This window comes from Reinekea forsetii (assembly GCF_002795845.1).
In the GTDB taxonomy this organism is placed as follows: Bacteria; Pseudomonadota; Gammaproteobacteria; order Pseudomonadales; family Natronospirillaceae; genus Reinekea; species Reinekea forsetii.
In genome coordinates, this window is the sequence record NZ_CP011797.1 from 201911 (window position 1) to 214930 (window position 13020).

Consider the following 13020-nt stretch of genomic DNA (forward strand, 5'->3'; position numbering starts at 1 on the left):
GGGAAATCGCACTGGTCTGCGACCCATACCCGACACGGTTACCTGGATCGTATTCGGATTGTGAGCCCTAGGATGATGCCGAATTTGACCTACTTATTGAGTGTAGTCGAAGGCAGGTGAATCGGTAGGTCGACTGATAACCGAGGCTGAGCCTCTGGCCCCGGGTCTATACCAGGGGGCAGGGCGCGGAGCCCATACCGGTGCCCAACGTGAGCATCATGGCGGGGAGGTGAAATTGGAAGGCTAAGGCTGCCGCGGCGCTGTCGTGCTCCAGCAGAGCCAAGCCGGTATAGCCGCATGCCGGTAACCATTGCCTGTCTAGAGTGCTGGCCAGATGCCGACAATCTTGGCGCAGTCTGCTGTAGATGCCGGCATGATAATCGAAGGGATGACCGTGATCGAGGTAAGCTGCCAAGCTGATGGCCACGGCCATGGGCCCTGGCAGTTCGGCCCGAGTCTGGCGCAGGATGGCGAGCAGCTGGGGCGCTCGGATCTGGCCGTCGAGACTGAAATCGCGCACCCGCAATGTACTGAGCATTTCGAGGCGATTACCATAGCGATGGGCAATAGCCCTTTTAATGGCCGTTGCGCCGAAATCGAGCACCAATAGTTCGTCTGGACTTCGGTAGGTCTGGGCCAGACCATAGAGCGCCGTATCGCCCCCCCAAGGAGAACAAATCACCGACAGGTCGGCTAGTCGCCCCGCCACTGCACTGGCCAGATGGATACCGAACTGCTGACTGCTAAGGCCCCCGGCGATCACTAGGGTCTGCACCCGCTGCCAATGTCGGCTGAGCGCCTGCTGAAAGATAGTACCCTGTTGCCAAGGGGCATAATGGCGTGCGCTGTGGACCACCACAGCAAGACGCTGGGCAAAGATATCCACTGTGCATCGATCCCTGGGTCGGTCGGCATTAAAATGGCTTAAAAAGACGCGCGGTTGGCCCTGGCTGCTGTGGCCCTGGGCGTCTAATAGACCGATCAAGGCATGGCGAGACATTAGCTGATAGGCGGTCAGGTTGGCTGTGCCGCACAGTGGATCATCACTGGCTAAGCGGTCGCTGGACACCGCCATGCTATTGAGTGAGCCATCTGGCGTCATGAAAAAGGGCGCAGCGATCAATCGTGTGTTAAGCATCCTGATAGTCTCTGTTAGACTGAACAAAAGGGCAATGGCCTAAGGAGCGCGAATCCATTATGACCACACTTTTCCATGAAATAGAAGTGGTAACCTCGCCCGATCGAGTCTGGGCTCTGTTGACGACCCGAGCGGGATTAAATCGCTGGTGGCCTGGAGAAATCTTTATCCAGGGGGGGGACAGCTGGCGCCTGCAACAGATCGACCGTGATATGCCACTGGTCTTTAAGGTCGTCGAAGAGGTTCCCGATCAAGTCCTGGAATGGCTTTGTACACAGGGTGCAGAAGATTGGCATAATACTCTGGTGCATTGGCGCATTGAGCGCCGAGCAGCCAAGCTGCGACTGATTGTCGAACACCGTGATCTGCGTAAAACGCCCGCAGAATTGGCCCGATTGAACACCCAATGGGGTGTCTGGGTCGATCGGATTGGTCACCAACTGCATCAAGAAATAGACACTATGGACGATAAGGATCTCAATGCCTGGACCTAAAGCTGACATTAATTTAGACGAGCCGGAGGTCAATCTCGACCCGGACGATACGCCTTCCAACCTCAGTGAGGCGAGCGCCGAGCCAGGTGATAAGGCCAGCGATTTGGCCTCAACCAATACCGCTGTGGCGCAAAATTCGTCCAGCCTCATCGGCTTGGCGGATCAACAGCCGTCAATTGTTGCCGATCACCCGGACTTTTGGGTCGTTAATAAACCGATAGGTTGGACAGTGCAGCGCGACGAGCAGGCGCCCAGCGTGCTGCAATGGCTGGAAGAAACCTATGGTGCCAAGGTGTATCCGGTCCATCGGCTCGACAAACCCACGTCGGGCCTGTTGCTGGTGGCCAAAACTACGGTTGGCAACCGAGCGTTGAGTCAGGCCTTTGCACAGCGCGGTATTGAAAAAACTTATTTGGCCTTGAGTGATAAGAAACCCCTGAAAAAACAGGGCTGGGTTAAGGGTGATATGGCCGTAAGTCGGCGTAGCCAGTGGAAGCTATTGCGTACCGTGGCCAATCCGGCGATCACCCAATTCACCAGTTCCCTATTAGCGAACGGTTTGCGCGGCTTTATTCTGCACCCGAAGACCGGCAAGACCCATCAACTGCGCGTGGCATTGAAGTCGCTCGGCTGCCCCATATTGGGCGACAGCCTCTATGCCGGCACCGCCGCCGATCGGGTCTATTTGCACGCCTGGAAGATTGCCTTTCAATTCCAGGACATCCAACATGCCTATCAGGTCGATCCGACCGACGGCCTGTTTGGTGCTTGGCAGCTGGAGCAAAACGGATGATATTCGCCTCGCAGCATGGCCCAATCCACCGCGCAACAGTGTCGGATTTCGCTTGACGGCTTGGCTACTGGACCATCAAACGGCGCTGTTGATCGCCGCCGCCTTAAGTTTGTCCGGGCTGCTGGCGGGGATAGCCTGGGTTCGGTTGGTAGAGCGCTTACGTCTGGCGCAAAACCAGGTCGACTCGCTGGTGCAGAGTTTGGGCGAAAGCCGGGTGCAGGCGGCCGGATACCGAGGTCAGCTGCAGCAGGTTGAGCGCTTACAGGAGCAGCTGCAAGAACGCGATGAACAGTTGGATGAGCAGCGCGAGCGTCTGGGTCATGTGCAGAGCCAGCTGACCGATATTCATGCCCGAGCCGACAGCGCAGCCCAGCATCATAGCGCTCAATTGGCCCTGCTGAACGATAATAAGAACCAACTCAAGCAGGAGTTTTCGGTGCTCGCCAATGAGTTGTTCGAGGCAAAAAATCAGAAGTTTAACGAACAATCGCAGCAGTCGATGTCGGCTTTGCTCGACCCGTTCCAGAAACAGATCGACCAGTTTCGCCAACGTGTCGACACGATCCACAGTCAGGACATCGAGGGCCGCAGTCAATTAGCGAGTCAGTTGACGATGTTGCGCGAGATGAATAACCAGCTCAATCAACAGGCCCATGATTTAACCAAGGCACTTAAGGGCGATAAAAAGCTTCAGGGCAACTGGGGTGAATTGCAGGTTGAGCGAATTCTGGAAACATCAGGCCTCTACAAGGGCCGGGAATACGAGCGCGAGGCCAGCTTCAAGGATGCCGACGGGCAGAATAAACGACCCGACTTTATTATTAAGCTGCCCGATAACAAACATATTATTATTGACAGCAAGGTCAGTCTTAACGCCTACCAACGAGCCGTAGCGGCTGAAGACGAGGCCACGCGCGAGGCCGCGATTCGCGATCATGTGGCCGCGACGCGGAGCCATATTCGCAGTCTGAGCGGTAAGAATTATCCGGGTCTGGATGGCCTCAATGCGCCTGATTTCGTATTGATGTTTATGCCCGTCGAGAGCGCCTTCGTGGCCGCCTTCGAAGCCGACCCTCAGCTGTTTAATGATGCCTTTGAACGTCATATAGTCATAGTCACCCCGACCACCCTATTGGCAACCTTGCGTACGGTCGCCAACCTGTGGGCATTGGAGCGTCAAAATCTCAATGCCAAGGAATTGTTTAAGTTGGCCGGTAAGATTCACGATAAGCTCAGTGTCTTTGGTGGCAAGATGGACAAGCTCGGCAGTCAACTCGATACCGCGGGTAAAACCTGGCACGAAGCCATCGGCAGCATCCGCGACGGGCGAGGTTCCATGGTCAGCTATGTGCGCCGCCTGCAAGAGTTGGGCGCACCGACCAGTCGGCCCTTGCCGGCCTCGCTCGCCGACCGCGATGCCCTCGATGACGCATCAGAGGACGCGACCGATGCGCCAGATGAGTCCGGCGAACGCGGCGACTAAGCCCGCCTAGGCTAGATGCCGATGGCGGCTAGGGTCTCGAGAATGTTTTTCGCCACGGCCGCGCTCTTGGGATGATCCGACTCCAGATCTTCAATCAGTGTTTGCACCGATTGGCGCAGACTCTGATCGACCGGATCGGGTTCATCGACGGCATGAATATGATACTGAATGTGATCCATGAGCATTTTTTGCTGTGCACTGGCCTCACCTTCGGGTAAATGATCGCGTAGGCGTTGGAACAGACTTTTTAATTCTTGTTTTGGCATAACGAAGTGTCCTTGTCTGAGTCTCCCTTTAATATAGCAAAGATTGGCTCAAACACTATTCCATATATGGCTTTGTTGCCTCGAGCCAGAGCGATCTGATCGCCCAATGTCAGCAGCCCATTGAGGTAAATGTTTGTACAATGGGCTATTAAGGACCCATTTGCCTTTGCTAAGGTACGGCTTCCGTCGCCCCGTTGCCACGCTATTTTGTCCAGGAGAGCCCATGTTAAACCCCGCTATTGCCCAGACCGTTATCGACCATGCCTTGAGCCTGGGCGCGGACTTTGTCGAGTTGTATGTCGAACGCCAATTGCGGTCGACCCTCAATACCCTCAGTGACCGCGTCGACTCGGTCCAATCGGGGGTTGAATTTGGCATTGGCCTGCGCATGGTGTTTGGTCACAAGGTTCTGTATGGCTATACCAATAAGGTCGGCGCCGATGAATTACGGCGCATCGCCTCGGAACTGGCGGCCAAGGACCGGCGCGATCCGGTGACTCACGCGAGCGCCTTTAATTTTATTGCCTCAGACGACCAGCACCCGGCCGAGAAAAGGCTGTCTCAAGACGCTCAATTGGACGCCAAGATAGCCTATCTGCTCACGGCCAGCCGCGCCGCCTTTGCCGGTGGCGCGGCGATTCATCAGACCAAGGGCGCTTGCCTGCAGCGCGAACAGGCGGTGGAAATCTTCAACAGCGAAGGACTGCACGCGCACGATACCCGGCACTATGTGCGCACCTCGCTAACCGCTATTGCCAGCGCTGGCAGCGATCAGGCGGTCGGCAGCGATAACTTTGGCGGTCTGCTCGGTTGGGAAGTGGCCGATCAGCACAACGCCACGGCACTCGGCGCTCAGGCCGCACGCCAAGCCCTGGTCAATCTCTCCGCCCGGCCCTGTCCCAGCGGCACCATGCCGGTGGTGATGGGCAATGGCTTTGGCGGCGTGATCTTCCATGAAGCCTGCGGCCATCTGTTGGAAACCACCTCGGTGGCCAAGCAGGCCTCGGTGTTTCACGATCAGATGGGTCAGCAGATCGCCCATACCAAGGTCAGCGCGGTCGACGATGGCACACTGAAAAACGCCTGGGGCTCGCTCAATATAGACGATGAAGGCATGCCGACCCAACGCACCCAGCTGATTCAAGACGGTCGCCTGACCAGCTTTTTGGTCGATCGGCTCGGCAGTGCCAAGACCGGCTATGCCCGAACCGGCTCGGGTCGGCGTGAATCCTATCGCTATGCGCCGGCATCGCGCATGCGCAATACCTTTATCGAACCGGGACAAGACAGTGTCGAGGCGATGATCGCCTCGATCGATCGTGGTATCTATGCCTCCCATATGGGCGGCGGTTCGGTGCAGCCGGGCACCGGTGAGTTTAACTTTTCAGTGCAAGAAGGCTATTACGTGGAAAAGGGCAAGATCCTCTACCCGATCAAGGGCGCGACCCTGATCTCAACCGGCCCCAAGGTGCTGCGCGAAATTTCCATGGTTGGCGACAACTTCAGTCTGGCCTGCGGCATGTGCGGCTCGGTCAGTGGTGCCATCCCGACCACGGTCGGTCAACCGGCCCTCAAGGTCGATGCCATCCTAGTCGGAGGGAACGCCTGATGACCCAGCATAGCCAGGACAGCCACAAAACAGCGCAACAACTTGCCGATAAGATCTTTGCCCGGGTACAACAGGCCGGCGCCGAGGCTGATTTGATCATCAACGAGGGCAGCTCATTGAGCCTGAAAGCCCAGGGTGGCCAGCTCGATGAACAGGTCGTCGCCTCGACCTTTATCGTCGGCCTGCGCGTGGTGCTCGGTGACCAGGTCGGCGCCGCGTCGAGCGAGGCCAGCGATCCCGACGCGCTCAATTTCATGGTCGATCAGGCTCTGGCCAACGCCCGGCACAGTGCCGCCCGGCCGAGCGAACGAATCAGCTCGCAGAGCGGCGCTCTAACGGCCGACGGGGCCGACCTGGACCCCGATGACGATGCCACGGTGGACGAGAAGATCGACTTTATTATCGATCTTGAGCGCCAATTGAGCGCGCGGCCGCAGATCCGCAACGTGCCTTACAATGCCTTAGTCGACGCGCGACAGCGCCAACAAATCTTGACGACCAGTGGCCGCCATGCCGACCAACGCAGCCGCCAGGTGGTCGCCTACGTCTATCCCCTGGCCGAGCAGGGTGAACGCACCGCCATGGCCTCGAGCGTGGCCTATAGCCGTTTGTTTCGCGACTTAGATGGTACTCGTCTGAGCGATCGCGCCTATGCCGACACCCTGGCTCTGTTAGCCGGCGAAGCGCTTAAAACTGGGCGTTACGATGTAATCTTCAGTGCCAATGTGCAGCCCCAACTGTTCGGCGCGTTCAGTCTGATGTGGTCGGCCAAGGCCGCGCAAGACAAGGTCAACCCGCTGCGCGACAAGCTCGGCACGCAAATAATGGATGCTCGCCTCAATCTAGTTGATGAGCCGCTCAACCGCACTGGCCTAGGTTATCGGCTGTTCGATGACGAGGGCTCGGCCACGGCCGCGGTGACGCTGGTCAAGCAGGGTGAGCTAATGACCTTGGCGCACAACTCTGCCACCGCGGCGCACTTCGGGGTCGCCAATACCGGTCATGCCGCCCGTGGGGCCAAATCACCTTTGACGGTCGGCCTGCATCAGCTGCAGCTGCGCGCCGGACCGGACAGTCAGGCGACTTTGCAGCAGGGCGAATATCTCGAGATCACCCAGCTCGATGGCCTGCATTCGGGCACCAACGCCATATCTGGCGAGTTCAGCTGTGGCGCCTCCGGGTATCTGTGCCACAGCGGCGAACGGCGCCATGCTGTGCGCGGCGTCACGGTGGCCGGCAACCTCTACCAGATGTTGCAGCAAGTCGTCGCGGTGGGCGATCAGAGCCACTGGAACGACAGTCGCCACAGCTGTATGGCAAGCGTGCGCTTTGCCGACCTAGCGATTGCCGGCAGCTAAATCGGCAGGCGCGTTGAGCCGGCTTTTCTGCTAATCTGCCGGCTGTTTCTTCAGTCCAAATCATATCTGTGCACTATACCAACGAACAACTTAAGGTGATCGCACACGACGCTGGGCACGCGCGCATCATCGCCGTGGCCGGGTCGGGCAAAACCCAAACCTTGACCGCCTATGTCCAGAATCGCCTGAGTCAGGGCGCTAATCCGCGCCGCCTGCTGGTCTTGATGTACAACAAGGCGGCACAGCTGGCGTTCGAACAGCGGCTCAAGAATTTGGTCGGCGGACAGGCGATCCCCGATATTCGCACCTTTCACTCGCTCGGCTATCGAATCTGCCAGACCCTGGTGAAGCAGGGCGACATGCCGGCCTTTCAGAAAAACCTGATGCAGGACAGCGAGCTGGAGCCGATCGTTTGGCGCCTGCTGCGCGAGTTGGCCGATCCGTCGATCGCCGAGGACCTGCTCACGCGCAAGAAAAAATGGGTTGAACCGGCCCTGGCTTACTTTGAATTGGTTAAGAGTTCCATGGAGTCGCCGGAAATCGTCTTTGATGGCACCGGATTGCCCGCTCAGTGTCAATTTTTTGTCACCGCTTTCTATAATTTCGAGCAGTGGCGCATGGACCAGGGCAAGCTGACCTTCGCCGATCTAATCTATGAGCCGGCGCGCCGCTTTAAGGCCTCGCCTGCGCTGGCTGCGCAGTTTGGCGGTCATATGGCGGAAATTATTGTCGATGAGTTTCAGGATATTAATCCGGTCCAGCAGTTCTTGCTCAATACCCTGCACGGCGGCCGCGGTCAGGTTATGGTGGTTGGCGATCCGGACCAGACCATCTATGAATTCCGCGGGTCCAAGCCGAGCCTGCTGACCCATGAATTCGACCGGGTCTTTGGTGCGGTAACCGATTATCGCCTGAGCCATACCTTTCGTTTTAGCGATGCGCTGAGCCTCTTGGCCAATCAGGTGATTGCCGGCAACTATGCCGATTCGGCCGAGCGGACCCAGTGCATTTCCCATAGCTCGACCGGGCCCACCCGGGTGACCCAGTTGGCAACCGCCGATAGCGCGGTCGGTGCACTGCAGACGATCCAGGCCTGGGCGGCGAGCCGGCCGCTGTCGGATATTGCGGTGATCAATCGACTCTGGGCCAACAGCGCGCGGATTGAGTTGGCACTGCTGGCCCAGGCCATTCCCTACCATATGGATAATCAACAGACCGTGCTGGAGCGCTATGAACTGCGGCCGTTCCGGGTTCTGCTGCAGATCGCCGCGGGCCAGGTCGCGGGCTGGGATGAGCGCGCGCGCAGCCAAGCCTGGCAAAGCCTGTTGACCCAGCCCTACCTGAAAATCAAGAAGGCGACTGTGGATCAACTGATTCAGCGCTTGGCCGACACCACCGAGCACTGGGGCCGAAGCCTGCGCAATGCCATTCCGGAGAGTCTGTCGACCTATCAGTCGGCCGCCCTATTCGAGCGCGCGCGCTGGATCGAGAAAGCTGAGCGGGCAGAAGGCGCGGCCTTTCCGGTGGTGCATGGCTGGATTCAACAAACGGATTATTTGGCGGCGCTCAAGGACAATGCCTTTTCGGCCGCGCAGGTTGAAGACCAGGTGGCGACGGTTAAGGCATTTGCGCAATTTGTGCGCCAGGCGAAGTGGACGCTGCGCGACGGGGCCGATCAGCTGGCCGAGCTGGTCGAGCGCAAGACGCCGAGCCATGTCGATGCCTTACTGATCACTTCGATTCACAAGGCCAAGGGCCGAGAGTGGCCCTGTGTGATCATTCCCGAGGTCAATGACCGGTTCTTTCCCTATCAGCCCGAAGGTGAGTTGACCCTGGCGAGCAGTGCAGCCAGTGAGCGGCGCCTACTTTACGTCGGTCTAACCCGGGCGCAGCAGGAACTGGTCTTGCTGACGCCGGTGCCAGAGTCCGCCGAGCTGGTGTCGGCCCTTATGCCCGCGGCCTATGTCGAGGGCCTGGAGGCCTTTGTGGCGCATCTAGCTGAGCCGGTCGGCGAGTTAGCCTTGCCCAGTGGCATGCATCGGGCCAGTGTCGAACATTATGGCCGGGTCAAGGGTCTCGAGCCGGTAAGCTGGCGGGTACGGGGCAGCCAAGATTTGACCGCGGCCACGGTGGAGCATCCAACTCTCGGGGTCGGTCGCGTCCTAGAAGATAGTGACGCCAAGTTATCGATTCAGTTTCGCCAAGAAAAGCAGGCGCGCAGCTTTAAGCGCGACATCGTGCTGCCCCTGCTGACTGTCTTGGCTGACTAGTGCCGCGCCGGAGCCACTTGGTCGACGAGTTAGCTGAGCAAGGCTGCGTTTATTGGCGGGACAGCGCCAGCCCTAGCGCAACGTCATCATCAATAGAGCAAAAAAAACCAGCATACCCCCACCAAGAATAGCCAAGGCAAGAATTTGACGGCGCGCCATTTGCTGCTTTAAGACAATATTTTTATTGAGCATCGGATTCGGTCCTGAACGAGGCCTAAAAACTGCCCGTTCCCGCATCTGGCAACACGTAAGTTGCGCATAACAGGTTAGGGAGCAGGTTGTCGGCGTTGACGGCTAGCAAACAGGATGCAAAGGCCAGAACAGGAAAGACTATCAATATTCTTTATTTTAAATGTCGAATCGATCCCAAAAATAGTATGGGCGCACAGGTTCACAGTCTAGCTGTTAAGCAGTTCCACCTATTATGTCGACTGAGTCCTGCCGATTTGTGATCCGATTCACAACAACTCAGGCCTTGAGCAGATCGTATGCCTCCCGGATCTTCTGCGTTTTTTCAGTCGCCAATTTCATCATTTCCTCTGGCAGACCTTTGGACACCAACTTATCGGGATGATGCTGGCTCATGAGTCGGCGATAGGCCTTTTTGATATCCGCTTGGGAATGCTGCGGGGTGACTTCGAGAATGGCGTAGGCTGCTGCTTTGCTGGCGACCGAGCCGGTTGCGCGATTGCCGCTGTGCTGCTGGCCGCCGTCGTATTGGCCATCGCCTAAGCCCATGCTGAATTGAACTAGGGCTTCGATCTGGCGAAAAACCGATTCGTGAAAACCCAACATCTGGCACAGTTTTAACAGTAACTGTTCTTCGGCCGGGTGTAGATCGCCATCGGCATAGGCGGCCTGGACCTGCAGTTCGATAAACATGCGCATCAGGTTGGCACGTCGATGACACTCTTGACGAAATTGCAGCATCACCTCTTCGAGAGGAAAGTCGTCCTGCTTGCCCTTGATAAACAGCCGCATAGCGGCTTGACGCATCTCAGGGCTTAAATTCATCTTGTCCATCACGGTTTCGGCCAGCGATATCTCATCGGATGAGACCTTGCCATCGGCTTTCGCGACGGCGCCCATGACCGAAAAGGTGGCCGTAAAGAAGGCCATCTGCACCCGTTCCTGGTCGCCCGGCGATAGCTTTCCGCCGATAGTACGGGCTGCGGTATCGATGTTATGGCCCAGTGCCATACCGAACATGGCGCCCAGCGGACCGCCGAGGAAGAATCCAAAGGTACCGCCGACTAATTTGCCCCACCAACTCATGGTTAATCCTTACTTTCAATTATTGTGCATTCAATTCATTTGGCTGGCGGCTTATAGAGCCAGGCTGCTGTGACGATACGCGCCGAACTTAGCAGTCGCCATCTTTGGTTAGTAAATTACCATATTGAGTTGGTCGGCGATCCCGGAATAGGCCCCATTCCTGCCGCAATCGATCGATCGCATCCAGGTCAAAGGTATGGCACGCCACGCCCGTCTCGGTCTTAGACAGCTCTTGCACCAGGGCCCCGGTTGGGTCGCTGATAAAGGATGAGCCATAAAAGGTAATGGCGGAGCGCTCGATAGTTTCTTCACCGACCCGATTGCTGGCCAACACCGGAATGACATTAGCCGCCGCATGACCCTGCTGGGTGCGTTGCCAGTGGCCACTGGAATCGATACTGGCATCATAGGGCTCCGAGCCGATGGCGGTGGGGTAGAGCAACAGCTCGGCGCCCATTAGCGCCATAGATCGCGCGGCTTCCGGAAACCATTGGTCCCAGCAAATGCCCACACCGATGGCCCCATATCGGGTAGGCCAGACCTTGAAGCCGGTATCGCCGGGCGAAAAATAGAATTTCTCGTTGTATCCGGGCCCATCGGGTATATGGCTTTTGCGATAAATACCTAAGTGACGGCCGTCGGCATCGACCATCAACACCGAATTAAAGGACACCTGATTTGCCCGCTCAAAAAAACTGATCGGCAAAACAACCTGGAGTTCTTGCGCCAATTGGGTGAAATGGCGAATTGCTGGGTTGTCGGCCAGAGGCGTCGCGAAGGCGCGAAAGGCGTCCGATTGCTGCTGGCAAAAATAGATCCGCTCGAACAACTCCTGTAACAAAATGACCTGAGCGCCTTGCGCTGCGGCCGCTCGGACCAGTTGATCGGCCTGCTCAATGTTGGCGTTCACATCCCAGCCACAGGACATTTGTGTTACGGCAACGGTGATGTTTCTCACGAAAACACTCCTATCAAAGGGGATCGTTAATCGATGTATAACGTCAAACGGCATCATAGTCGAAATCGTTCCGAAGCTTAAGCCCTGCAGCAGTGGTTTCCCCTGACCAACTTAGTCGCTATAATCGCTGCACTTAAAATTATTGATGCTAATGGACCGGATAAACTCATGAAAAAACTGCTCGTATTAATCGCAACCCTGACCATGGGTTGGGCTGTCGCTGACAGCCAAAGCTATGTAGAACAAGTGACCGAACGGTTGCTGCCGGCGGGTCATGTTTGCATCGAAGGCGAGCCATGCACCACGGCAGTCGCCGCAGTGACCGCAAGTGCTGGGCCGCAAAGCGGTGACCAGGTTTACTCCAGTGCCTGTGCTGCCTGCCACACTACGGGTGCCTTAAATGCACCTAAATTGGGTGACGTTGCCGCTTGGGCACCGCGCATTGCCAAGGGCATGGACACCCTGTACAACAACGCCATCATGGGTATCAATGCGATGCCGGCCAAGGGTGGCAACAGCAGCCTCAGTGATGACGAAGTTAAGGCCGCCATCGATCATATGGTCGCGCTAGTCCAGTAAGGCCTGGGCCCAGGTCGATCAAAAGGAGAGCGTTGCTCTCCTTTTTTGTGTCTGCTCGGATGTGAACAAGACGCTATCTTGGCCAGTTGCCTTCATATTTCCTGAATGAGTCGGTCAGTTATGCCCGCTATCCTGAATCTTGGGGCCGGTTATTATGGGCAAATAATCAGCTCTGAGACAAAACTGACATGAAAATTCTAGCTATCCAATCCGGCATTTTCGGCGATAATTCCAACTCAACTAAATTGGTCGCGCAGATCGCCACCCAGATGAAGCAGCTTCATCCGGACGCCGAACTGACGCATCGTGACCTGACTGCTCAACCTCTGCCGTATTTTGATGCCGAGTTGGCTGTGGCCTTATCCACTCCGGCGGCGGAACAAAGCGAAGCCCAGGCCGCTTTGGCGAGCCTGTCGAGCCAGCTGGTTGATGAAGTAAAGAATGCCGACATCCTGATCATAGGCGTGCCGATGTATAACTTCGGAATTCCTGCCCAATTAAAAAGCTGGATCGACCTGATCTGTCGCGCCGGTTTGACCTTTAATTACACGGCCACCGGCCCGGTCGGTCTGTTAGCCGATCGGCCGGTTTATATAGCAGCCGCTCGCGGTGGCATGCATGAAGGTAAGCCGTCCGATTCGCAAACACCCTTTATAAAGACGGTCCTGGGCTTTCTCGGCTTGCACGATGTGCGTATTGTCTATGCCGAAGGTCTCGCCATGGGTGACGACGCTAAGACGGAATCATTGCAACGTTTTACCAAAAATCTGACCGCACTGGTCTGATTTTCATTAAAG

12 protein-coding genes are annotated in these 13020 nt (G+C 56.9%); 8 read left to right on the forward strand and 4 right to left on the reverse strand.

The window, feature by feature from the left end:
• Window positions 1-166: 166 nt before the first annotated feature.
• The gene (locus REIFOR_RS01045) at window positions 167-1138 is read right to left on the reverse strand and encodes a hypothetical protein (RefSeq protein WP_100255800.1); all 972 of its coding nucleotides are present in this window, start codon (window positions 1136-1138) and stop codon (window positions 167-169) included.
• Between the two features lie 59 nt (window positions 1139-1197).
• On the opposite strand from REIFOR_RS01045, the gene REIFOR_RS01050 reads away from it, so the two are divergent.
• From REIFOR_RS01050 to rmuC, 3 genes are read left to right on the forward strand one after another with little or no spacing between them, the layout of a single operon-like run.
• Complete coding sequence (locus tag REIFOR_RS01050; protein WP_100255801.1) at window positions 1198-1632, forward strand: SRPBCC family protein; 435 nt, start codon at window positions 1198-1200, stop codon at window positions 1630-1632.
• A complete protein-coding gene (locus REIFOR_RS01055; RefSeq protein WP_100255802.1) occupies window positions 1619-2425 on the forward strand; it encodes a TIGR01621 family pseudouridine synthase in 807 nt (268 codons plus the stop codon). The genes REIFOR_RS01050 and REIFOR_RS01055 overlap by 14 nt, the downstream gene beginning before the upstream one ends.
• Entirely contained in the window at window positions 2361-3908 is a 1548-nt protein-coding gene (gene rmuC, locus REIFOR_RS01060; RefSeq protein WP_100255803.1) for a DNA recombination protein RmuC, read from the forward strand. The genes REIFOR_RS01055 and rmuC overlap by 65 nt, the downstream gene beginning before the upstream one ends.
• A gap of 11 nt (window positions 3909-3919) precedes the next feature.
• On the opposite strand, the gene REIFOR_RS01065 is transcribed toward rmuC, so the two are convergent.
• Window positions 3920-4174: a DUF4404 family protein gene (locus REIFOR_RS01065; RefSeq protein WP_100255804.1), complete on the reverse strand. Its 255-nt coding sequence runs from the start codon at window positions 4172-4174 to the stop codon at window positions 3920-3922.
• Between the two features lie 223 nt (window positions 4175-4397).
• Here REIFOR_RS01065 and REIFOR_RS01070 point away from each other — a divergent pair, with 223 nt between their 5' ends.
• The 3 genes from REIFOR_RS01070 (at window position 4398) to REIFOR_RS01080 (ending at window position 9411) form a co-directional block, all read left to right on the forward strand.
• Entirely contained in the window at window positions 4398-5783 is a 1386-nt protein-coding gene (locus REIFOR_RS01070; RefSeq protein WP_100255805.1) for a TldD/PmbA family protein, read from the forward strand.
• Window positions 5783-7141: a TldD/PmbA family protein gene (locus tag REIFOR_RS01075; RefSeq protein ID WP_100255806.1), complete on the forward strand. Its 1359-nt coding sequence runs from the start codon at window positions 5783-5785 to the stop codon at window positions 7139-7141. Before REIFOR_RS01070 ends, REIFOR_RS01075 begins: the two co-directional genes overlap by 1 nt.
• Before the next feature lie 68 nt (window positions 7142-7209).
• The gene (locus REIFOR_RS01080; protein WP_100255807.1) at window positions 7210-9411 is read left to right on the forward strand and encodes an ATP-dependent helicase; all 2202 of its coding nucleotides are present in this window, start codon (window positions 7210-7212) and stop codon (window positions 9409-9411) included.
• 468 nt (window positions 9412-9879) lie between these two features.
• Here the strand turns inward: REIFOR_RS01080 and djlA are convergent, their stop codons facing one another.
• Complete coding sequence (gene djlA, locus REIFOR_RS01085; RefSeq protein ID WP_100255808.1) at window positions 9880-10686, reverse strand: co-chaperone DjlA; 807 nt, start codon at window positions 10684-10686, stop codon at window positions 9880-9882.
• Window positions 10687-10774: 88 nt separating this feature from the next.
• Entirely contained in the window at window positions 10775-11644 is an 870-nt protein-coding gene (gene aguB / locus REIFOR_RS01090; protein WP_227003728.1) for an N-carbamoylputrescine amidase, read from the reverse strand.
• Between the two features lie 168 nt (window positions 11645-11812).
• On the opposite strand from aguB, the gene REIFOR_RS01095 reads away from it, so the two are divergent.
• Both REIFOR_RS01095 and REIFOR_RS01100 read left to right on the forward strand, forming a co-directional pair.
• The gene (locus REIFOR_RS01095; RefSeq protein ID WP_100255809.1) at window positions 11813-12223 is read left to right on the forward strand and encodes a c-type cytochrome; all 411 of its coding nucleotides are present in this window, start codon (window positions 11813-11815) and stop codon (window positions 12221-12223) included.
• Between the two features lie 188 nt (window positions 12224-12411).
• Window positions 12412-13008, forward strand: a complete 597-nt coding sequence (locus REIFOR_RS01100) for an FMN-dependent NADH-azoreductase (RefSeq protein ID WP_100255810.1) — start codon at window positions 12412-12414, stop codon at window positions 13006-13008.
• The last annotated feature ends 12 nt before the right edge of the window (window positions 13009-13020 follow it).